Source organism: Arenimonas soli (assembly GCF_014643775.1).
In the GTDB taxonomy this organism is placed as follows: Bacteria; Pseudomonadota; Gammaproteobacteria; order Xanthomonadales; family Xanthomonadaceae; genus Arenimonas; species Arenimonas soli.
The window spans coordinates 227,171-248,619 of sequence record NZ_BMKC01000002.1; the positions used below are offsets into that span (position 1 = coordinate 227,171).

20 protein-coding genes and 1 pseudogene are annotated in these 21,449 nt (G+C 69.1%); 12 read left to right on the plus strand and 9 right to left on the minus strand.

The genetic code is table 11. The features are described 5' to 3' along the window. Positions 1–19: 19 nt before the first annotated feature. On the minus strand, positions 20–943 hold the full coding sequence (locus IEX13_RS09160; RefSeq protein WP_188663429.1) for an alpha/beta fold hydrolase: 924 nt from the start codon (positions 941–943) through the stop codon (positions 20–22). 115 nt (positions 944–1,058) lie between these two features. Here IEX13_RS09160 and IEX13_RS09165 point away from each other — a divergent pair, with 115 nt between their 5' ends. From IEX13_RS09165 to IEX13_RS09175, 3 genes are read left to right on the plus strand one after another with little or no spacing between them, the layout of a single operon-like run. After that, positions 1,059–2,279 (plus strand): efflux RND transporter periplasmic adaptor subunit, encoded by a 1,221-nt coding sequence (locus tag IEX13_RS09165; protein WP_229668508.1) that lies wholly within the window; start codon positions 1,059–1,061, stop codon positions 2,277–2,279. A 5-nt stretch (positions 2,280–2,284) separates the two neighbouring features. After that, positions 2,285–3,487, plus strand: a complete 1,203-nt coding sequence (locus tag IEX13_RS09170) for an ABC transporter permease (protein ID WP_188663431.1) — start codon at positions 2,285–2,287, stop codon at positions 3,485–3,487. Beyond that, positions 3,480–4,196: an ABC transporter ATP-binding protein gene (locus IEX13_RS09175; protein ID WP_188663432.1), complete on the plus strand. Its 717-nt coding sequence runs from the start codon at positions 3,480–3,482 to the stop codon at positions 4,194–4,196. The genes IEX13_RS09170 and IEX13_RS09175 overlap by 8 nt, the downstream gene beginning before the upstream one ends. Here the strand turns inward: IEX13_RS09175 and IEX13_RS09180 are convergent. Further along, positions 4,193–5,299, minus strand: a complete 1,107-nt coding sequence (locus tag IEX13_RS09180; protein WP_188663433.1) for an NADH:flavin oxidoreductase/NADH oxidase — start codon at positions 5,297–5,299, stop codon at positions 4,193–4,195. The genes IEX13_RS09175 and IEX13_RS09180 overlap by 4 nt on opposite strands. Continuing rightward, positions 5,296–6,288, minus strand: coding sequence for an LLM class flavin-dependent oxidoreductase (locus IEX13_RS09185; RefSeq protein ID WP_188663434.1), 993 nt, complete (start codon positions 6,286–6,288; stop codon positions 5,296–5,298). The genes IEX13_RS09180 and IEX13_RS09185 overlap by 4 nt, the downstream gene beginning before the upstream one ends. Positions 6,289–6,411: 123 nt before the next feature. On the opposite strand from IEX13_RS09185, the gene gntA reads away from it, so the two are divergent. Both gntA and IEX13_RS09195 read left to right on the plus strand, forming a co-directional pair. After that, the gene (gntA, locus tag IEX13_RS09190) at positions 6,412–7,128 is read left to right on the plus strand and encodes a guanitoxin biosynthesis heme-dependent pre-guanitoxin N-hydroxylase GntA (protein WP_188663435.1); all 717 of its coding nucleotides are present in this window, start codon (positions 6,412–6,414) and stop codon (positions 7,126–7,128) included. Next, positions 7,125–7,724: a DUF1989 domain-containing protein gene (locus IEX13_RS09195; RefSeq protein WP_188663436.1), complete on the plus strand. Its 600-nt coding sequence runs from the start codon at positions 7,125–7,127 to the stop codon at positions 7,722–7,724. The genes gntA and IEX13_RS09195 overlap by 4 nt, the downstream gene beginning before the upstream one ends. A 13-nt stretch (positions 7,725–7,737) precedes the next feature. Here IEX13_RS09195 and IEX13_RS09200 read toward each other — a convergent pair whose 3' ends face one another. Further along, positions 7,738–8,157: an Lrp/AsnC family transcriptional regulator gene (locus tag IEX13_RS09200; RefSeq protein ID WP_188663438.1), complete on the minus strand. Its 420-nt coding sequence runs from the start codon at positions 8,155–8,157 to the stop codon at positions 7,738–7,740. A gap of 137 nt (positions 8,158–8,294) precedes the next feature. Here IEX13_RS09200 and IEX13_RS09205 point away from each other — a divergent pair. Beyond that, a pseudogene (locus tag IEX13_RS09205) lies at positions 8,295–9,300 on the plus strand (ornithine cyclodeaminase). 69 nt (positions 9,301–9,369) lie between these two features. Here the strand turns inward: IEX13_RS09205 and IEX13_RS09210 are convergent. The 4 genes from IEX13_RS09210 to IEX13_RS09225 all read right to left on the minus strand — a co-directional run bounded on the left by IEX13_RS09210 (position 9,370) and on the right by IEX13_RS09225 (position 16,490). Further along, positions 9,370–11,895, minus strand: coding sequence for a TonB-dependent receptor domain-containing protein (locus IEX13_RS09210; protein ID WP_188663440.1), 2,526 nt, complete (start codon positions 11,893–11,895; stop codon positions 9,370–9,372). A 129-nt stretch (positions 11,896–12,024) separates the two neighbouring features. Beyond that, the gene (locus tag IEX13_RS09215; RefSeq protein ID WP_188663441.1) at positions 12,025–13,041 is read right to left on the minus strand and encodes a 3-oxoacyl-ACP synthase III; all 1,017 of its coding nucleotides are present in this window, start codon (positions 13,039–13,041) and stop codon (positions 12,025–12,027) included. Positions 13,042–13,143: 102 nt separating this feature from the next. Further along, positions 13,144–13,536, minus strand: coding sequence for a DUF4156 domain-containing protein (locus IEX13_RS09220; RefSeq protein ID WP_188663442.1), 393 nt, complete (start codon positions 13,534–13,536; stop codon positions 13,144–13,146). 95 nt (positions 13,537–13,631) lie between these two features. Continuing rightward, entirely contained in the window at positions 13,632–16,490 is a 2,859-nt protein-coding gene (locus IEX13_RS09225; RefSeq protein WP_188663443.1) for a M16 family metallopeptidase, read from the minus strand. 105 nt (positions 16,491–16,595) lie between these two features. Here IEX13_RS09225 and IEX13_RS09230 point away from each other — a divergent pair, with 105 nt between their 5' ends. The 6 genes from IEX13_RS09230 to IEX13_RS09255 all read left to right on the plus strand — a co-directional run bounded on the left by IEX13_RS09230 (position 16,596) and on the right by IEX13_RS09255 (position 20,381). Continuing rightward, positions 16,596–17,303 (plus strand): SDR family oxidoreductase, encoded by a 708-nt coding sequence (locus IEX13_RS09230; RefSeq protein ID WP_229668509.1) that lies wholly within the window; start codon positions 16,596–16,598, stop codon positions 17,301–17,303. Continuing rightward, a complete protein-coding gene (locus tag IEX13_RS09235) occupies positions 17,300–18,079 on the plus strand; it encodes a hypothetical protein (protein ID WP_188663445.1) in 780 nt (259 codons plus the stop codon). The genes IEX13_RS09230 and IEX13_RS09235 overlap by 4 nt, the downstream gene beginning before the upstream one ends. 103 nt (positions 18,080–18,182) lie before the next feature. Further along, positions 18,183–18,410, plus strand: coding sequence for a hypothetical protein (locus IEX13_RS09240; protein WP_188663446.1), 228 nt, complete (start codon positions 18,183–18,185; stop codon positions 18,408–18,410). A gap of 42 nt (positions 18,411–18,452) precedes the next feature. Beyond that, a complete protein-coding gene (locus IEX13_RS09245; protein WP_188663448.1) occupies positions 18,453–18,926 on the plus strand; it encodes a tRNA (cytidine(34)-2'-O)-methyltransferase in 474 nt (157 codons plus the stop codon). Positions 18,927–19,036: 110 nt separating this feature from the next. After that, the gene (locus IEX13_RS09250; RefSeq protein WP_188663450.1) at positions 19,037–19,585 is read left to right on the plus strand and encodes an outer membrane beta-barrel protein; all 549 of its coding nucleotides are present in this window, start codon (positions 19,037–19,039) and stop codon (positions 19,583–19,585) included. A gap of 232 nt (positions 19,586–19,817) precedes the next feature. Further along, complete coding sequence (locus IEX13_RS09255) at positions 19,818–20,381, plus strand: hypothetical protein (RefSeq protein ID WP_188663452.1); 564 nt, start codon at positions 19,818–19,820, stop codon at positions 20,379–20,381. A 39-nt stretch (positions 20,382–20,420) separates the two neighbouring features. Here the strand turns inward: IEX13_RS09255 and IEX13_RS09260 are convergent, their stop codons facing one another. Further along, the gene (locus IEX13_RS09260) at positions 20,421–21,443 is read right to left on the minus strand and encodes an NAD(P)H-dependent glycerol-3-phosphate dehydrogenase (protein WP_188663453.1); all 1,023 of its coding nucleotides are present in this window, start codon (positions 21,441–21,443) and stop codon (positions 20,421–20,423) included. Positions 21,444–21,449: the final 6 nt, after the last annotated feature.

The window sequence follows — 21,449 nt, forward strand, 5'->3', positions numbered from 1 at the left end:
AATGTTCTCTGACCCCATTTCAGGTGCGGTCGAGGAACTGGCGGATGGCGGGGACGAGTTGCTCGGCCTTGTCCTCGAGCACGTAGTGGCCGGCGTCTTCGAACGCGTGCACCTCGGCCTTGGGCAGGGCCCGGGTGAAGCCCTTCAGGAAGTGATGGTCGAAGACGAAGTCGCGCAGGCCCCAGCCGATGAAGGCCGGGCGGTCGGCGTAGGTCGGCAGGCGCTTGCCGGCGTCTTCGACCAGGTCCCAGGCGCGGTCCCCGGGCTGCAGCGGGATGTCCTGCACGAAGCGCACCGTTGAAATGCGCGACTGCCAGTTGTCGTAGGGTGCCAGCAGTGCGCGCTTGACGTCCGGGGCCAGCGGCTTTTCCACGCCGTGGCTCGCGGCCCCGCCGGCGAAGGCATTGGCGCCGCGGATCAGCCATTCGCCCAGGCGCCAGTTGCGGCCCAGGTTGAGCTGCCAGGGCAAGGGCTTGGCCGCCGGCAGCGGGAACGCCGCGGTATTGAGGATCACCAGCCGCTTGATGCGCTGGCTGTGCTTGAGCGCCCAGCCGAAACCGATCATGCCGCCCCAGTCGTGCACGGCCAGGGTGACGTCGCCGGTGACCCCGGCGTGTTCGAGCAGGCGGTCCAGGTCCTGGATGCGGCTGCGCAGCGTGTAGGTGTAGCCCGCGTCGCCGGGTTTGTCGGACAGGCCCATGCCCATGTGGTCGGGCACGATGCAGCGGTAGCCGTCGCGCAGGCCCAGCACCAGCTTGCGCCAGTAGTAGGACCACGACGGGTTGCCGTGCAGCATCACCACCACCTCGCCCTGGCCCTCGTCGAGGTAACTCTGGGTCAGGCCATTGGGATGCACGAAGGACTTGGGCACAAAGGGATAGTCCGGGAACGGGCCCTTGGCCAACAGTCGCGCCTGTTCGGCGCTGGGGGTCTGGTTTTCCATGGGGCGGGATTCTACGCGAGCCCGCCGGACGGCCACCAAACCCGGGCTCCTGGCTGACGCCTTCACGGCCGATTGCGTATCTTGGCCGCTGATCCCCGTGCCCCGGAGCCCGATGATGAGCCGCCGACTTCGCCTTGCCGCCGCGCTGGTGCTGGTTGTCGCGGCCCTGGGCTGGCTGCTGCTGGGCAAGCTGCGCGGGCCCGGGTTCGAAGCCTACGAGGTGACCGCGCGGCCCCTGGTGCAGACCGTGGTCGCCACCGGCCGCGTGGTGGCCGTGTCCCGCGCCCAGGTCGGCAGCCCGGTCACCGGCGTGGTGCTGGATCGGCGCGTGCAGGAAGGCGATGCCGTGCGGCCCGGCGACGTGCTGGCCGTGCTTCGCGCCGACGACCTGGAAGCCCAGGCCGCCGAAGCCGCCGCCGCCCTGGACCAGCTGCGCCGCTCCACGCGCCCGCGGGCCCAAGCGGCCGTGCGCGAGGCCGAGGCCCGGCTGCAGCAGGCCAGCCGGGAAGCCACCCGCCGCCGCGACCTGTTCGCCCGCCAGCTGATCGCCCGCGAAGCGCTGGAACAAGCGCTGCAGGCTGAAACCGTCGCCCGCACCGCCGCCGAGCAGGCCCGGCTGGCCCTGCAGGACCTGGCCGCCGGCGGCCCCGCCGAGACCGCCGCGCTTGCCCGCCAGGCCACCGCGCAGGCCTTGCTGGAAAAGACCACCATCCGCGCCGAAGTCGCCGGCACCGTGCTCACCCGCAACGTCGAACCCGGCGACCTGGTGCAGCCGGGTCGCGTGCTGTTCGAAATCGCCCGCGCCGGCGACACCGAACTGCTGGTGCCACTGGACGAAAAGAACCTCGAGGTCCTGGCCCTGGGCCAGCCGGCGATGTGCGTGGCCGACGCCTTCCCCGCGCGCCCCTTTCCGGCGACCGTCAGTTTCATCGCGCCCAGCGTGGACGCCCAGCGCGGCTCGGTGGACATCCGCCTGGCCGTGTCGCCGGTGCCCGACTTCCTGCGCCAGGACATGACGGTTTCGGTGAACGTGGAAACCGGCCGCCGCGACCATGCGCTGGTGGTTCCCAACGACGCACTCGCCGAAATCGATGGCGATACCGCGCAGGTCTGGCGTGTCGCCGACGGCCGCGCCAGCCGGCAAACCGTCGGGCTGGGCCTGCGCGGCCTGGCGCTGACCGAGATCACCACCGGCCTGCAGGACGGCGACCGGGTGCTGGCCGACGGCGGCGCCGACATCGCGGATGGCAGCCGCGTGCGCGCTCGCGATGCGGGCATCCCGGCTGACGCCAACGACCCGGCCACCCGCAAAGAACTCCCGGCCAGGTTCGACTGACGCCGATGTGGGCCGAATGGACCATCGCCACCCGCTTCCTGCGCGAGGGCAAGTCGCAAAGCACGCTCATCCTGGTCGGCATCGCCGTGGGCGTGGCGGTCATCGTGTTCCTGACCGCGCTGATCACCGGCCTGCAGGACAACATCATCGAACGCACCCTGGGCACGCAGGCGCACATCCGCATCGTGCCCACCGAAGAAAAGAACCGCGTGCTGCCGCCGCCCGAAGGCACCACCCAGCTGTTGCTGGAAACACGCCGCGCCCAGCGCCTGCGCTCGATCAACAACTGGCAGCAGGTGCTGGCCGTGCTGGACGCGCTTGACCAGGTAACCGCTGCGTCCCCGGTGATCTCGGGCCCGGCCTTCGCACGCCGCGGCGAGGCCATCGAATCGGTCGCGCTGGTGGGCATCGATGCGCCGCGCTACCAGCGCATCATCCCGGTGCAGGACGACATCGTCGCCGGCCGCTTCCGCATCGGCGCCGGCGACACCGTCATCGGCAGCCAGCTGGCGGCCGACCTGGGCCTGGGCGTGGGCGACAAGCTGCGCCTGGACGGCGGCCAGGGCCGGGAAACCGTGGTCAACGTCGCCGGCATCTTCGAACTGGGCGTGCGCGAGCTCGATTCGCGCTACGTGTACCTGGACATGAAGCAGGCGCAATCGCTGCTGGACCTGCCCGGCGCCGCGACGGTGATCGACGTGACGGTGGACGACATCTTCGCCGCCGAAGCCGTGGCCGGCCGCATCGCCCGCCTCACCGGCGTCAAGGCCGAAAGCTGGATGGAAACCAATGCCCAGCTGATGAACGCACTGCGCTCGCAAAGCCTTTCCACCCAGATGATCAGCGTGTTCGTGGCGCTCAGCGTCGCCCTGGGCATCGCCAGCGTGCTGTCGGTGAGCGTGGTGCAGCGCACGCGCGAGATCGGCATCCTTCGCGCGATGGGCACCACCCGGGCGCAGATGCTGCGCGTGTTCCTGGTGCAGGGCGGGCTGTTCGGCCTGGCCGGCTCGGTGGTCGGCGGCCTGGCGGGTTATGGCCTGGTCGGCGCCTTCAATACTTTTGGACCGAAGTTGTTCTTCATACCCGTGGACCCTTGGCTGCCGGTGTTCGCGGCGCTGCTGGCGACGGTCACCGGCGTGGTGTCGGCGGCCATTCCGGCCCGGCGCGCCGCGCGCCTGGACCCGGTGGAGGCGATCCGCCATGTCTGAGCATGACGCCGGCCAGGAAGTGCTGCGGCTGCAGGGCATCCGCAAGAGCTACAACGTCGGCAAGCCGACCGAGGTGGAGGTGCTGCACGGGCTCGACCTGCGCCTGCAGCGCCACGACTTCGCCGCGCTGGTGGGCGCCTCGGGGTCGGGCAAGAGCACCCTGCTCAACCTGGTCGGCCTGCTGGACCGGCCGACCGACGGCGAACTGTTCCTGCTGGGCAAGCCGACCCGGCACATGGACGACGACGGGCGCACGGCGCTGCGCCGCAACGCGATCGGCTTCGTATTCCAGTTCCATCACCTCATCCAGGCCTTCACGGCGCTGGAAAACGTGCTGATGCCGCTGATCGTCGCCACGGGCAAACCCACGCCCGAGCAGCTTGAACGCGGGCGCGGGCTGCTGGCCGAAGTGGGCCTAGCCGGCCTGGAAGACCGCCGCCCCGACCAGCTTTCCGGCGGCCAGCAGCAGCGTGTCGCCGTGGCCCGCGCGCTGGTCACGCGGCCGGCCCTGCTGCTGGCCGACGAACCGACGGGCAACCTCGACAGCAAATCGGCCGCCGAGGTGTTCGGACTGTTCCGCAAGTTCAACCGCGAGTTCGGCTGCGCGGTGTTGCTGGTGACCCACGACCCGCGACTTTCGGAGCAATGCGACCGGACGGTGTCGCTGCTCGATGGCTGCATCGAAAGCGACGTGGTGCACGCGCCCTAACCGCCGACCAGAAGGTCCTTGAACTGCCGCGGCTGCGAGCGCAGGTACTGCGGCGGTGCGATGACGGTGGCGCCCAGGTGCGCGGCGGCATGCCAGGGCCAGCGCGGGTCGTAAAGCGCGCCGCGGGCAATGGCGACCAGGTCGGCGTCACCGGTGGCGACGATGGCTTCGGCGTGGTCGTAATCGGTGATCAGGCCCACGGCCACGACCGGGATGCCAACCGCCTGTTTCACCGCGCGCGCCAGGGGCACCTGGTAGCCGGGGCCGACCGGAATCTGCTGCGAAGGATGCAGGCCGCCGCTGGACACATGGATCACGCTGCAGCCTCGCTTCTCCAGCGCCTTGGAGAACACCACGGTGTCGTCGACGTCCCAGCCGCCCGGCACCCAGTCGGTGCCGGAGACCCGAACGCTGACCGGACGGTCGGCCGGGAAGGCCGCACGCACCGCCTCGAACACCTCCAGCGGGAATCGCAGGCGGTTTTCCAGCGAGCCGCCGTAGTCGTCGTCGCGCTGGTTCGACAGCGGCGACAGGAACTGGTGCAGCAGGTAGCCGTGGGCGGCGTGGATCTGGATGGCGTCGATGCCCAGGCGCGCCGAACGGCCGGCGGCGGCCGCGAAGGCCTCGCACACCTCGCGCATGTCCTGGTGGGTCATCGCGCTGGGCGCGTGATCGGTGGCGTGGAACGGCAGCGCCGAGGGCGCGACCGTCTGCCAGCCGTGGGCGTGGCCAGGCGGGATCTGACCGCCGCCGTGCCAGGGCAGGTCGGTGGATGCCTTGCGCCCGGCATGCGCAAGCTGGATGGCGATGGGCATCGACGACCAGCGACGTACGCCCTGCAGCACCTTCGCCATCGCGGCTTCCGTGGCGTCGTCCCACAGCCCGACGTCGGCGTAGGAGATGCGCCCCTCCGGCAGCACGGCCGTGGCTTCGATGGTCAGCAGGCCCGCACCCGAAAGCGCCAGCTGGCCCAGGTGGATCAGGTGCCAGTCGGTCATGCAGCCATCCTCGGCCGAGTACTGGCACATCGGCGCGATGACGATGCGGTTGGCCAGCGCCAGCGAACCCAGGGCCAGGGGTTCGAACAGCTTCGGCGAGCTCATGATTGCCAGGCGTCCATGGTCAGTTCGAAGGAGCGTACGCGGGCGGCATGGTCATGGATATTGGCCGTGAGTATGAGCTCGTCCGGGCGGTGGCGTTGCACGAAGTCCTGCATCTTCGCGCGCACCGTGGCCGGCGAACCGACGGCCCGGCAGGCCAGGGTGGCGTCGATCATGTGTCTTTCGGCGGGGCTGCAGTAGTCGTCGATGGCGGCGGCGCTTTCCAGCGGCGGCGGCACCAGGCCGGGGCGACCGCGACGCAGGTTCACGAAAGCCTGCTGCTGCGTGGTGAACAGCCGCGCCGCCTCGTCGTCGGTATCGGCCGCGACGACGTTGAGCGCCAGCATGACGTGCGGCTTCTCCAGCCGCGGCGAAGGCCGGAACTCGCGGTGGTAAACCGCCAGCGCCTGGTCCAGCGCATCGGGCGCGAAATGTGAAGCAAAGGCATAGGGCAAACCCAGCGCCGCCGCCAGCCGCGCGCCGAACAGGCTGGAACCCAATATCCAGGCTTCGATGGCCACGCCCGCACCGGGCACGGCCTGCACCGCCTGGCCCGGCTGCGCGGGCTCGAAGTAGCCCAGCAACTCGACGACGTCGCGCGGGAACTCCTCGGCATTGTCGTAGTAGCGCCGCAGCGCCTGCGCCGCCGCCTGGTCGGTGCCCGGCGCGCGGCCCAGGCCAAGATCGATGCGGCCCGGGAACAGCGTGCCCAGCGTGCCGAAGGCCTCGGCGGCCTGCAGCGGCGAATGGTTGGGCAGCATGATGCCGCCGGCGCCGACGCGAATGCTGGTCGTGCCCGCGGCGACGTGGCCGATCAGCACCGCCGTCGCCGCGCTGGCGATGCCCGGCATGTTGTGGTGTTCGGCCAGCCAGTAGCGCCGGTAGCCCAGCCGTTCGCCGGCACGCGCCAGGTCCAGCGCGTTGGCGAAAGTCTGCGCGGGCGTGCCGCCCACGGTGACGGGTGCGAGGTCGAGAATCGAAAGTGGAGTCATCTCCCGTCGGTTTGGGGCGGCGAATGCAGTTTGCAATGGGTCGCCTGCGTTCTGCAGGTTTAATTCCGGGACACGGGCAGCTCGTTAGGGTGATGGCCAAGCCCGACTGCGAGCCCCGCCGCCATGCGTACGTTCTCCGGACACTCCCGGGTTTCACCGATCGATGAAGCCCAACGAACGCTGGTTTCGGCGTTTCGCTACCATGTCGAAGACGCCGGGTTTCCCTGCGTCGGCGCGAAAGCGGCGCTGGCCCGCGACGGGCTGGACGCAACCGCCTTCGGCCCGTTGGGTTCGCGTGCGAACGATGGCCCGCTGCTGGACAGGATCGTACGGTTCGCGCGCAAACGCGACCACGACGATCCCGAAGACAATCGGGTGCACTCGCTCGCGGCGGTTTTCGCGGGCCCGCACGACACCGACGAACGGCGCTTCGAAGCCCTGCTGTGGTCGCAGCTGCAGCGCCTGCACCTGCTGGACGTTCGCCGCGGTGCGCGCTGGGCGAAGGATGTTTCGCGCGACCCGGACAGCCCGCAGTTCAGCCTGAGCCTTGGCGGCCATCCGTTTTTCGTCATCGGCCTGCACCCGGGCGCCTCGCGCCTGGCGCGACGCACGCCGATGCCGGCGCTGGTGTTCAATTCACATCGCCAGTTCGACCGGCTGCGCGAGGACGGCCGATACGCCAAGATGCAGGCGGCCACCCGCGAGCGCGACATGGCGCTGCAGGGTTCGATCAACCCGAACCTGGCCGATTTCGGCACCGCGCCGGAAACGCGCCAGTACAGCGGCCGCAAGGTCGAAGCGCACTGGCGCTGCCCCTTCCACGTGAGCAAGCCCCGATGAAAACACTGCACCGCATCCCGCCCTGCTCGGCCCGCGCCGAGACCCTGGCCGCCGGCGACGAACTGGTGATCGTGGATCCGGAAGGCCAGCAGGTCAGCGACCTGGTGGCCTTCAACGCCGACGACCTGGACGAATACCTCTCGTCCGGTCGCTCGATCGACTACGCCGCCAGGCTGTGGCTGAGCACGGGCGACCTGCTGTATTCGAACCGCAGCCGGCCGATGTTCGAAATCATCGAAGACAGCTGCGGCCGCCACGACTTCACGCTGACGCCGTGTTCGAAGGACACGTTCCGGCTCATCTACGGCGAAACCGACAACCGCCCCGGCTGCGAAGGCAACCTGGCTGCGGCGCTGTCGCCGCACGGCATCGGCGTCGACCGCATCCCGATCGCCTTCAACGTCTTCATGCACGTGGCCTTCGACCCGGACACCGGCGCGGTGTCGGTGAAGCCGCCGCTGAGCAAGCCCGGGGACCACATCCGCCTGCGTGCGCTGATGCCGCTCGTCGTCGGCATGACGGCCTGTTCGGCCGGGCAGTCGAACAACTTCCGCTACAAGCCCATCGACTACCGGGTGGACCGCGCCGCGCAGTAGCCGGCGCTGCGGGTCAGCCCCGCAGCGTCTGCAGATGCACGCTGGTCTCGCTGGCGCTGATGCCCTCGATACCGCGGATGCGTTCGAGCACGGTCGATAGCTCCGCCAGGCTGCCGACGCGCAGCTCGGCCAGCAGGTCCCAGCGGCCGTTGGTGTCGTGCAGCGTGGCCACGCCGGGTTCGCCGAGAAGGGCGCGGATGACGCGGTGCTGGTTGCCTTCGACGGCCAGCGAGGTCCAGGCGCAGATTTCGTCGGGCGCGGCGTCCGGGCGCAGGCGCAGGGTGTAGCCGGTGATAACGCCATCGCGCTCCAACCGTGCCATGCGATTGGTGACGGTGCCGCGGGCAACGCCCAGGGCCTTGGCCAGGTCGGCGACCGGCGTACGGGCATTTCGGCGCAGGAGGGCGATGAGGCGATGGTCGAGATCGTCCATGCTGTCATTCCGTCAGTTGGTGTTGCCGTTTTAGCAGCTTTCTGGCTAAAACGTGACATATCTGCCGTTTCGCGCTACCGCCGGGGTCCGGACAATGGGCTTATCCCATCCAAAGCTCGCGGAGACCACCCATGGCCATGACCCAGATCACCACCCAGGACCTGACCCACATCGTCGCCACCCACGGCCTGCCGGCCCTGCTTGGCCGCCTGGTGGATTACCTGGAGGCCGACTTCCGGCGCTGGCCCGAGTTCGACAAGAGCCCGCGTTCGGCCGCCCACTCCGAAGGCGGCGTGATCGAGCTGATGCCGGTGGCCGACGCGAAGGAGTACAGCTTCAAGTACGTCAACGGCCACCCGGGCAACACCAAGCTGGGCCTGTCCACCGTGGTCGCCTTCGGCGTGCTGGCCGACGTCGACACCGGCATGCCGACGCTGATCAGCGAACTGACCTTGACCACCGCGCTGCGCACCGCCGCCACCTCGGTGATGGCGGCCAGGCTGCTGGCACGCAAGGATTCGAAGGCGATGGCGCTCATCGGCAATGGCGCCCAGAGCGAGTTCCAGGCCCTGGCCTTCCACCACCTGCTGGGCATCGAAGAAGTGCGCGTATTCGACGTCGACCCGGCGGCGACCGACAAGCTGGTGCGCAACCTGGCCGCGGCCGCGCCGGGCCTGCGCGTGCTGCGCAGCGACAGCGTGGCCCAGGCCGTGCGTGGCGCCGACATCGTCACCACCGTCACCGCCGACAAGGCCAATGCCGACATCCTGACGCCGGAGATGATCGAGCCGGGCATGACTGGCCACCGGCGTGGTGGCCAATGCCTCGGTGTTCGTCGAGTTCGAGCCGCAGTCGCGCATCGAAGGCGAAGTGCAGCAGATGCCGGCCGACTTCCCGGTCACCGAACTGTGGCGCGTGCTGGCCATGCAGGCCTCAGGCCGCCGCCACGACGCCGAAGTGACCCTGTTCGATTCGGTTGGCTTCGCGCTGGAAGATTATTCGGCGCTGCGCCTGGTGCGCGACTGCGCCCTGGAACTGGGCCTGGGCCAGGAGGCCGGTCTGATTCCTTCACTGCGCGACCCGAAGGACCTGTTCGGGGAATTGGCGGCCGTCCCCCAGGCCGCACGCAAGCAGGCGGCCTGAGGCCGGATACAGGCAGGCCCGCCGTCGGGCGGTCCTGCCCGCATCCGCCCGGAACCCGCCGCCACGCCCTCAGAACGTCTGCGTGTAACGCAGGTAGGGCGTGCGCCCGTACGACTCGTACAAGTTGAAGTTGAACGGCCGCCCGGAGAAGGTCCGCAGCGACGGGTAGCGGTCGCCGATGTTGTTTACGCCCGCCGACAGGGTCGCCCGCCACGGCGTCTGCCAGGCCAGGTTCACGTCGTGGGTGACGTAACTGCCGACCGTATTGTTGGCACTGCCGCTGGACTGGCCCTGGATGCCATGGGCCCGCCAGCCGATGCTCAGGTCGCCCAGCGACCAGGTCGTCGCCAGCCGCGCACGCGTTTCGGGGTAACCGAAGCGGCCCTCGAACCGGGAGCCGGCGCCGCCAGCGCTCAGGATCTCGTAACGCAGCAGCCGCGACACCGCCAGCTCGCTGCCCAGCTCGCCGTAGCGGCCCAGGCTCAGCTCCGTCGCGACCACCAGGTCCAGCGCGTCCACCTCCACCGCGCCACCGTTGCCGAAACCGACCACGACCTCGCGCACGCTTCCGTCGGCCGCGCGGAATACGCCCAGGCCATCGGGAAGCGGACCGAAGATCGACGGATTGAGCTCGGAATTGACCAGGTCCTGCGCCCGGTATCGGTCAATGCTGTCCTCCACCCGGGTGCGCGTGTAATCGAGCGAAAAGCGCAGGGCGTCCAGCGGCTGGTACACGACGCCGGCGCCCAGGTGTTCGGATTGTTCCGAGGCCAGCAGGGGATTGCCGATCGCCACCACCGGTACCTGCACCTGGCAGAAAGAGGGCTGCCCGAGCACGCTGCAAGTCTGCGGATCGTTGATGAATTCGTTGGACGGGGAGGGCAGCTGGGTCGTGATGTCCAGGCCCGGCGTCCGGAAAGCCTGTCCCCACTGTGCCCGCAGCGTCAGTACGTCCAGCGGCTGCCAGCGCAGGTTGGCCTGGGGTGAGAACTGCCCGTCCAGGCGGTCGAAGTCGTCGTAGCGGGCGGCCAGCGTCAGGTCCAGACGGGGCGTGAACGGCAGGCGCCACTCGGCGAACACCGCGGTGTAGTCGCGGTCGCCGCCCGCTGAATTGCCTGCGGTTCCCAGGACACGCCCGGCTTCGGACAGGCTGTCGTATTTGTCGCGAAAGCGGGTCGTGACCCGCTCCGCGCCGATCACCGCTTGCGAGGTGCCGCCGGCCATTCCGAACAACGATGCATTCAGCGTGGCGAAGACCGTGTCCTCCCGCATGCTGGCCTCACGGCTGATGGTGGCCTGCAGCGAGGAAAGGACGTCCGGCGAGGCGCCGAAGGGGTCGGACAGGTCGTAACGACCATCGTTCGCCAGCTGGTTGGCCAGGTCGGAGACGACATAACCTCGCCCCAGTTCGACGTACTTGTAGTCGGTGCGGCGCAGGCCGAAGTCCAGGCCGATGGTGTCGGTCAGCTGGCCCTGGAAGCCCACCAGGTAGTCGGCATTGGTGGTGTCGGTGAAGTTGTCGCGATTCCCGGCCGCGGCGAAGCGATGGTGGTAGTAGGTCGGCAGGCCATCGGTGGTGCCGGGCGCGCAGCCGGGCGCGCCGCAGGCGACGCCACCGTTGATGTCGTTCGGCGTGCCGTCGTCGACCACCACCTCGCCCGGGGTGGGCGCGTAGCGACCAAACGAACTGACAAGCGTCACGCTGGCGCTGGCGTGGACCTGCCAACGGTCGTTGATCTGGTGCTCGCCGCGCAGGAATACCGAGGTGTTGGCGACCTTGGCTTCGTTGGCGGCGACGTCGTTGAAGTCGAACGAACACACGCCCGTGGAAAGCAGGTAGAAGGCGCCCTGGTCGCAGGAGAAGCCCGGCACGGCCTCGAACGCCTGGGTGTCCCAGTTGTAGTAATTGTTGCCGAACAGGCCGACGCCGCGGGCTTCCCCGCCGATCTGGTCGCGGGTGAAGAGCATGCCCCGGCGCGCCTTGGCGGCGCCACCGACCAAGCGCGTGCGTTCGGAACCGACGCCGAACACCATGGACATGTCGTCCAGGTCGCCGCCCCTGACTTCGCTGGAGGCATGCCCCACGCGGAGCTGGACGCCGTCGAAGTGGCGCCGGGTCACCAGGTTCACGACGCCGCCCACGGCATCCTGTCCATGGATGGCGGACGCCCCGCCCGCATACACCTCGATGCGCTCGACCAGGGCCAGCGGAATGACGTTGAGGTCCGCGCCGTAAGACGCCGATACCGGGCTGGCTGCCATCCGTCGGCCGTCCACCAGGACCAGCGTTCGCCCGGCGCCAAGCCCGCGAAGGTCGATATTGGCCAGGGCCTGCGCACTCGAACCCGACTGCGGACGGAAGTTGCCGAACGACGCCTGCGGCAGGTCGCGCAGCACGTCGGCAAGCAGGACATGGCCCGACGCATCGATCTGCGCGCGGTCGATCACCACCAGGGGCAGGGCATCCGGGGCCTGCGCCAGGCGTGAAGCCGTCACCGCCGCGACGTCGGCCGGATCCTGCGCGTAGGCGGCGCCGCTGGCCAGGGCGCAGGCCAGGGCAATACGGATGGAGGTGGTCAGCGGGCGGTTGCGCATGGGGGAGCGGATTCCATGAGGGGGCGAAGCCCAACATAGCCGCCGGCTGGCGATATCGGAAGGCTTCCCGGCCCGATAAGAAAAAGGCCCACACGAAGTGGGCCTTTTCGCTTACCTGCTAAGGGTGGCTTACCACTCGACTTCGGCCATCGAGCAGTTCAGGCCCGAGCCGATGCCCAGCAGGGCAACGCGGTCGCCCTTCTTGAGGCGGCCCATTTCCTTGAGCTTGCTAAGCACGATCGGCACCGAGGCCGGGCCGATGTTGCCGTGCTCGGCGAAGATGGTGAGCACCTTCTTGGGGTCGATGCCGAAAGCCTTGATGAAGGCCTGGGTGTGCACCTGCGACACCTGGTGGATGACGAACTCGTCGAGCTCCTCGACCACCCAGCCCAACGCCTGGCGGGCGGCGCCGAAGGTGGCGGTGGCCAGCTTCAGGCCTTCGATGAGCAGCATGCGGGTGTCGGTGACCATGCGGTCGAGGTTGCCGCGGCACAGGGTGTTCCACTGCGTGGCGGCCTTGGTGACGCCGCCCTTGTACCTCGGCGCGTCGGGGGTGAGCTCGCTGCGCGAAAGCACCATCGCGGCGGCGCCGCAGCCCAGGGTAAGGGTGGCCAGTTCGTTGCGGAACTGTTCCTCGGTGACGTCCGGGCCGCTGAGGCGTTCGAGCGTCTTCTTGTAGGCCAGGTTGGCGGTTTCGCCGTCGACGACCAGGGCGTAGTCGATCTCGCCGCGTTCGATCATGCGGCTGGCGATGTCCATGCCATTGATGAAGGCCAGGCAGGCGTTGGCGACGTCGAAGTTCTGGCAGTTTTCGCCCAGGCCCAGGTTGCCCGACACGATCGAGGCCGTGGACGGCTCGAGGTAGTCGCGGCTGACCGACGTGTTGACCAGCAGGCCCACCCGGGCGCGGTCGATGCCGGCGTCGGCCAGCGCCTTTTCGGCGGCCAGCGTCGCGGCGTCGGAGGCCTGGACCTCGTCGTCCCAGAGGCGACGGGCAAAGATGCCGGCGATGTCCTGCAGGACGTCGGTCTTGATGCCCAGGCGGTCCATGGTGGGCTGCAGCTGGGCATTGATGTCGGCCGAGCTCAGGCGATGCGGGGCATCGATGTGCGCCAGGCCGGCGATGGAGACGTTCTTGAACAGCATAAGCGGGCATGCCCAGCGTTAGGGAAACCCGTCAAAGTTACCCGTTTCGCCCCGACCGCTCAACTTAAAGCCGCTGCCGGACGTGAAGGCGGGACGCCCGTCTCAGTCTTCGATGGGATAGGTCTCGGCCCGGTCGTCCGTGGCCGCGGGGCCCGACGGGGCGCCGGCGGCCGGCATCGCGCCGCGGCAGCGGTAGGCCAGGAAGCGCTGCTCGCCGTCGTCGGGTTCGCCCTTGGGCTGCACGGTGTCGGCCGAAAGGCCCGGGGCTTCGTTGCGGGCCAGCGTCTCGAGTTCGTCGCGCACCTTGATGTTGTTGCGCTCGTAGGGGCCCAGCCGGTCACGCACGGACACCGATACCTCGCCGCGCTTCTCGCACGCCGACAGGTCCTGTCCGGCGGCGGCCACCTTCACCGCGGCACCTCCCGGCGCCATCTTCACCCAGGTGCAGCCACCGAGGGCGGCGACGAGGACGGCACTGATCACGAGATGGCGCATGCGGCGGTACTCCCTTGGTGGAACACGGAATGTCGGAAATGACACGGGCGGGATTGTCGCCCCGCCCGTGCTGAACCGGCAATGTATCGCGCCGCTTATTCGCCGACGGGCTTGCCGTCGGCGTCGATCACCTGCACCTGGCCCAGGTCGAGGCCGCGGATGCCTTCCTCGATCTTGGACAGGTCGCCCACGACCACCCAGGTCAGGGCGGAGGGCTGGATGGTGCCCGCGGCGGCGTTGACGACCTCGGGGGTCAGCGCTTCGATCTTCGCCTGGCGCTGCACCACGTAATCGTCCGGGCGCTGGTAGCGCACGATGCCCGCGATGGCGCCGAGCACGGCGCTGGCGGTTTCATACGACCCCGGCAGGCTGCGGATTTCGCTGGCCTGGATCTTGGCCACTTCCTCCGGGCTGGCCGGCGCCTCGCCGGTGGCGTACTGGCTGATCTCGCGCTGCAGTTCGGCCATCGACTCGGCGGTCTTGTCGATCTGCACCGCCGCGTAGGCCAGCCACGGGCGCTGGCCCTTGGCCGCCTGCACGAAGCTGTAGCTGCCGTAGGCCCAGTGCTTGTCCTCGCGCAGGTTCATGTTGAGCCGCGAGCTGAACTCGCCGCCCAGCACCGAGTTGGCGATCTCGAACTCGGTCGCCTTCGGGTCCATCGTCGACGGTGCCAGCTGGCCCACGAATATGTTGGCCTGGATGGCACCCGGCTGGTCGACCAGGAACACGCGCGGCTTGGCCGGCAGGTCCACGCCGCCGATTTCCGGCAGCGCCGGGACCGTGCCCTGGCCACGCCAGCCGCCCAGGTGCTTTTCGAGCACCGGCACGATTTCCGCCATGGTGGTGTCGCCGACCACGATCAGCGTGGCGCCCTCGGGGCGCACAAAATCGCGGTGGTAGGCCAGCAGGTCGTCGCGGGTCAGCGAGGCGATGGACGCCTCTTCGCCGGTGCCCGAGAACGGGATGGCGTAGGGATGGCCTTCTCCGTACAGCAGCGGCGGCAGCAGGCGCAGGGCGGACGAGTTCGGCCGGGCCTTTTCCTGCTTGATGGTGGAAATCCAGCCCTGGCGCACGCGTTCGATCTCGTTGTGCTCGAAGCGCGGCGTGCGCAGCATGGTGGCGAACAGCTTCACCGATGCGTCGAGATTTTCCTTAAGCGCCGACAGGTAGGCGCTGCCGCCGTCGAGCGCGGCGCTGGCGCCGAGGTTGGCGCCCAGGCGCTCGGCCTCATTGCTGAAACCCAGGGCGTCGTACTTGCCGGCACCTTCGTCGAGCATGCCCATGGTGAAGCTGGCGGTGCCGAGCTTGCGGCCGGCGTCGGCGACGTAGCCGCCGGGCAGCTGCAGGCTCATCTGCACGATCGGCAGGCCCGGGCGTTCGGCCAGTACGACGGTGACGCCGTTGGACAGCGTCGAGCGCTGCAGTTCGGGGAACATCAGGTCCGGGAATTCGGCGGTGACCGGCGGGCCCTGGCTACGGTCGACCTTGGTTTCTACGGTGCGGTATTTCGGGTCCGCCGGCGGCACCTCGGCCATGTCCGGGTGCGAGTCGCTTTCTTGCTCGACCGTGGCCACGCGGTCGCCCGGCGTCACCACCATGGTGTGGTCGCCCTTGGCCAGCCAACGCTGGCCGGCGGCCTGGATGTCGGCGACGGTGGCGGATTCGATGGTGGCCATGCCTTCGCGGAAACAGCCGGGGTCCTGCATGTAGACGGTGCACTCGGCCAGGGCATCGGCCTTGCCGCCGAAGCCGCCGATGCGCTCGATGCCGCGGATGAAGCCGGCCTTGAAGATGGTACGGGCCTGTTCGAGCTCGCTGGCGGTCGGGCCTTCGGCGAGCAGGCGGGTGACCTCCTCTTCGATGGCCTTTTCGACGACCGCCGGGTCAACGCCCGGCTTCACGTCGGCCTGGATGTAGAACATGCCGCCCAGCTGCGAGCCCCAGGCGGAGGTCGAAACGCGGTCGGCGATCTTGTCGCCGTGCACCAGGCGCTTGTCCAGGCGCGAGGCGCGCGAGCCACCCAGCACCTGTGAAAGCAGCTGCAGGCGTTCGACGTCGGCGTTGCCGAATTCGGCGATGTTCCAGGTGCGGTACACGCGTGCCTGCGGCACGCGGTCGGTGAATTCATCGCGCGTGGACGTGGTGCGGGGCGCCGGGTCCACCGCCGGCTGGGCCAGGGTCGGGCCGGCCGGGATGCCGCCGAAGTATTTGGTGGCCTTTTCCTTCGCCGTTTCCACGTCGATGTCGCCGGCCAGCACCAGCACGGCGTTGTTGGGGCCATACCAGGACTTGAAGAAGCGCCGCACGTCCTCGAGCGAGGCGGCGTTGAGGTCGGACATCGAACCGATCACCGGCCAGCGGTAGGGGTGGCCCTCGGGATAGCTGGCCTTGAGCAGGCGCTCGAAGACCTGGCCGTAGGGCTGGTTTTCGCCCTGGCGTTTTTCGTTCTGGACCACGCCGCGCTGTTCGTCCAGCACGTCCTGGCTGACCGCGCCCAGGAAATGCCCCATGCGGTCCGATTCCATCCACAGCGCCATGTCCAGGGCCGTGGTCGGCACGTTCTGGAAATAGTTGGTGCGGTCGGAGTTGGTGGTGCCGTTCTGGTTGGTCGCGCCGACCAGCTCGAAGGGCGTGAAGAACTCACCCTCGTGGTTTTCGCTGGACTGGAACATCAGGTGTTCGAACAGGTGCGCGAAGCCGGTGCGGCCCGGCAGCTCGTTCTTGGAGCCCACGTGGTACCAGATGTTCACCGCCACCACCGGCGCCTTGCGGTCGGTATGCACCACCACGCGCAGGCCGTTGGGCAGGGTGAACTGCTCGAAGGGGATGTCGGCCTTCACGGCGCTTTCCGCCGCGGCGGCCTGTTCGCTGGCGTACGCCGGCGAGAGGGCGGCCACGGCGAAGCCAAGGGCGAGCACGAGCGCACGCAGGCGCGGTTGACGGGTCTGGGTCATGCGTGGGTTCCTGTGGAATCGGTCCGGGACGTCGCGAAGCCCTGAATCCTAGCCTGCCTTGACGGGCCATACACTAGGCCGGAGGCCATAGTCGGAGGCATGGATGTGAAAACCACACGAACCGTGATCGTCACCGGGGCCAACCGGGGGCTGGGCCTGGAATTCACGCGCCAGCTGCTGGCGCGCGGCGACCGCGTGGTGGCCGGCTGCCGCCAGCCCGGCCACGCCGACGCCCTCACCGAGCTGGCCGCCGCCTATCCCGGCCACGTGCACGTGGTGCCGCTGGACGTGGCCGACGAGCGGTCGCGCGCGGCTTTCGTGGCAGAAGTCGCGGCCGGCCACGAGGCCGTCGACCTGCTGGTGAACAACGCCGGCGTTCTGCCCCCGGGCGAACGCTTCGGCCAGATCGAAGCCGCGGTGCTGGAACAGACCCTGCGCGTGAACACCGTCGCGCCGCTGATGCTGGCCCAGGCGCTGGCGCCGCTGCTGGCCCGGGGCACGCGGCCACGGGTGTTCAACATCTCCTCGCGGTTGGGGGCCATCGCGCTGGCGACGTCCTTCGGCACGCCCAGCTACGCCATCAGCAAGGCGGCGCTGAACATGGCCACGGTGCAGATGGCGCACGCGCTCAAGCCCCTGGGCATCGGCGTGCTGGCGGCAAGCCCCGGTTGGGTGCGCACGGAAATGGGCGGCGAAAAGGCGCCGGTGACCGCCCGGGAATCGGTGCACGAGCTGCTGGACATGCTCGACCGCCGCCCGGACCTGGGCGCCGGCGAGTTCGTCGACCGCAGCGGCGCGCCGCTGCCATGGTGAGCCTGCGCCACGTGCTGCTTGCCTGCCTGGCGCTGGCACCGCTGCCGGCGCTGGCGGCGCTGGGTTTCCAGGAAGCCTCGGCGCGCGACCCGGACACCGGCGACCTGCTCTACACCGAAGACCACCTGCTCAGGCACCAGGACCAGCAGCTGCGCCAGCGGCTGGTGGTGTACCGCTGCGCCGACGGCACGGCCTTCGCCCGCAAGCGCGTGGACTACGCCGCATCGGCGCTTGCGCCGGCCTTCCATTTCGAGGACGTGCGTCTGGGCTATCGCGAAGGCCTGCGCCGCGGCGGCGCCGACACGCAGCTGTGGGTGCAGGCCTCGGCCGGCGACGCCGAACGCAGCGCGACGCTCGACGCCGGCGCCGGCCTGGTCGCCGACGCGGGCTTCGACGAGTTCATCCGACAGCACTGGCAGCCGCTGCTGGCCGGTGACGCGGTGCCGCTTGAATTCGCGGTGCCCTCGCGGCTCGACAGCTATGGTTTCACCGTGCGCCGGCGTGGCAGCAGCGAGGTCGCGGGCGAAGGCGCCGAAATCTTCCGCCTGCGCCTGGGCGGGCTGCTGGGCCTGCTGGCGCCGCACATCGACGTGGCCTACGGCCGTGAAAGCCGGCGCCTGCTGTGGTTCGAAGGCCTGAGCAACCTGCGCGACGACCAGGGCGACGAGCAGCTCCAGACGCGCATCGACTTCCCGCGCCCGGCGCAGCCGGCCAACGAGGCCCGCTGGCAGGCGCTGGCGTCCGAACCGCTGTCCGCCTGCCGTGTCCGCGGCTGAGCGCGGACACCGTCCTGGCACTGCAATGCATTGATTTTAAAGCGAAGACGGGCTTGGCACGGTTCCTGCTGCTTTCCTGGCAAGACCGCCCTGGGAGCTTCCCATGACCTACGACCGCCAACTTCGCCGCAGCCTGTTCGCCCTGCCCCTGGTCGCCGTCGGCCTGCTGGCCGTGCACCTGCCGCCGCCCAGCCTCGGCGACGTGGTGGAAAACGCGGTGGCCGCCGGTCTTGGCTGCGACCCCGCCCGGCACAAGGCCGGCCCGCTGGACCTGGCGCGCATGCCCGGCGACCTGGGCCTGCTGACCCGCCGCCTCAACTGCGCGTCCTGATCCTGGACCCCGGCCCGGCCCGGGCGCGGCGATAATGCCGCGATGCTGCACGTCATCCTCTACCAGCCCGAGATCCCGCCCAACACCGGCAACGTGATCCGGATGTGCGCCAACACCGGCGCCCACCTGCACCTGGTCGAACCCCTGGGTTTCGCGCTCGACGACGCCAGGCTGCGCCGCGCCGGGCTCGACTACCACGAGTGGGCGCGCGTGCAGAAGCACGCCTCGCTGGAGGACTGCCTGCGCGCGCTGGGCCCGGCGCGGGTGTTCGCTTTCAGTGCGCGCGCCTCTCAACGGTTCGACCGGGTGCACTACCGGGCCGGCGACGCACTGCTGTTCGGACCGGAAACACGCGGGCTGCCGGCGGACGTGCTTGCCGCCATTCCCGACGACCAAAGGCTGACCCTGCCGATGCGCGCCGGGCAGCGCAGCCTGAACCTGTCGAACGCGGTCGCCGTGGCGGTCTTCGAAGCCTGGCGCCAGCTCGGGTACGACGGCGCCGGCACCCATGACTGACGACAGGGGCAGGCGAAAAACCGCGTTTCGTTAATCTTCCGTTGTGGTGCCGAATGGATACTCCGCTCACCCCGCCAGACGGGGCCCCACAAAAAACGGAACCCAAAACGATGAAGCGCTCCCTGATTGCCCTGGCCCTTGCCGCCCTTCTGCCGCTGTCCGCCCAGGCCGACGACAAGCTCAGCTACACCTGGATCGAAGCCGACTACATCAACGTCGACGGCGATGCCGACGGCTTCGGCCTGCGTGGCTCGCTCGAGTTCGGTGAATCGAATTTCTACGGCTTCGGCGGCTTCAACGTCGTCGAAATCGACAACACCAATATTGACGTCGATTCCTTCGACATCGGCCTGGGTTACGCCCACGGCCTGTCGGACAACACCGACCTGCTGGCCGAGTTCTCCTACCTCAACTCCGACGTCGATGGCTTCGGCGACGTCGACGGCTACCGCGCCTCGGTCGGCCTGCGGGGTTCGTTCTCGGACAACTTCGAGGGCGTGATCAAGGCCAACTACACCGACGGCGATGACTTCGACGGCGACTTCACCGCCACCGTCGGCGCCCAGTACAAGTTCACCAAGACCTGGGGCATGGTCGGCGAGATCGAAGCCGGCGACGGCGGCGAGACCTACCTGGTCGGCGTGCGCGCCAGCTTCTGACGCGCAGTTCCCTGCAAGGGCGCCTCCGCGCGCGAATCCTCTTGCACAAGGCCCGGCGAAAGCCGGGCCTTTTTGCTGGCCGCGTTCATTGCCCGTCGTGATAGCTGAATGCGTTCAGCCCCGGGTTCCTTCAGTTTCGCGCCGTCGTTAACCGCGTGTTCGGGCGCGACACCAATACTCGTGCCTGCCCGGGAAACGTCGGGCGTCCCCCCAAAGAAGAAAGGAATCCCCCATGAAACGTTCGAACCTCGCGATTGCCCTCTCCCTCGCCGCCGTCCTGCCGTTCGCCGCGCAGGCGCAGGAAGCACCCAGCAACACCTGGGTCGAAGGCAGCTACGTCAATGCCGACGGCAATGCCGAAGGCCACGCGGTGCGCGGCTCGTTCGAGTTCGGCGAGTCCAACGTCTATGGCCTGGCGGGCGTCACCCGCCTGGACGTGGAGGATTCGCCGCTGGTGCTCGATGGCCGCGAACTGGGCCTGGGCTACGCCCATCCGCTGAGTGACCGCACCGACCTGTTCGCCGAAGCCGCCTACCGCGATGTCGAAGTCCAGGTGCCCGGCGGCGCCGTTGACAGCGATGGCTACCGCACCTCGGTGGGCCTGCGCAGTGGCCTCACCGACCGCGTCGAAGGCCTGGTGAAGGCGAACTACGTCGACGGCGACAACATCGACGGTGACTTCAGCGGCACGGTGGGTGGCCTGGTGAAGCTGACCCCGACCTGGGGCATCACCGGCGACGTCACCTTCGGCGACGATGCTGAAACCTACCAGCTGGGCGTGCGCGCCAGCTTCTAAGCACGAAGCACGACCCCGCGGCCGGGGTTTTCCGGGGGCCTAGAACAGGCCTTCGGGAAACTCCGGCTTCTGTTCGCGGGCCAGCAGCATCTTCAGGCCTTCGACCGGGGTCATGTGGCCATGAAGCACTTCGCGCACCAGCGCGGAGATCGGCAGTTCGACGCCGTGGCGTTCGGCCAGGCGCATGACTTCGTCGGCGGTCTGGACCGACTCGACCACCTGGCCGATGGCGGCCACCGCGTCGGCGATCGACTGGCCGCGGCCCAGGGCCAGGCCCAGGCGACGGTTGCGCGAGAGATCGCCGGTACAGGTGAGCACCAGGTCGCCCAGGCCCGCCAGCCCCATCAGGGTTTCGGCCTTGCCGCCGATGGCGACGTTCAGGCGCAGCATTTCGTTCAGGCCGCGGGTGATCAGGCCGGCCCGGGCATTGAGCCCCAGCGACATGCCGTCGGCGACGCCGGTGGCGACCGCCAGTACGTTTTTCATCGCGCCGCCGAGCTCGGCGCCAAGCATGTCGTTGCCGGTGTAGGCGCGGAAGGCGGCGCCATGCAGGGATTCGGCCACGTCCTGGGCGAAGGATTCGTCGTCCGAATGCACGGTCACCGCGGTCGGCAGGCCCTGCGCCACTTCCTTGGCGAAGGACGGGCCGGTGACCACGGCCAGCGGCACGCCGGGACCCAGCGCCTCGCCGGCGACTTCATGCAGGAACCGCCCGGAACCGGGCTCGAAGCCCTTGGTGGCCCAGGCCACGCCGGCGTGCCTGCGCCGGTGCGGCGCCAGCGCGCGCAGGGTTTGTGTGAAAGCGTGGCTGGGCGTCACCACCAGCACGAAGTCGGCGCCGGCGACGGTGGCGGCGATATCGGTGCTGGCCTGCAGCGAGTCCGGCAGGGAAATGCCCGGCAGGTAGCGGGGGTTTTCATGCGTGCGCGTGATGGCCTCGACCTGGGCGGCGTCGCGCCCCCAGATCGTGGTCGGATGCCCGTTGCGGGCGATCAGCGAAGCGAGCGCCGTGCCCCAGGAACCACTCCCGAGCACGGCGAACGTCGGCTTGGCCGAGTTCATCGGCGC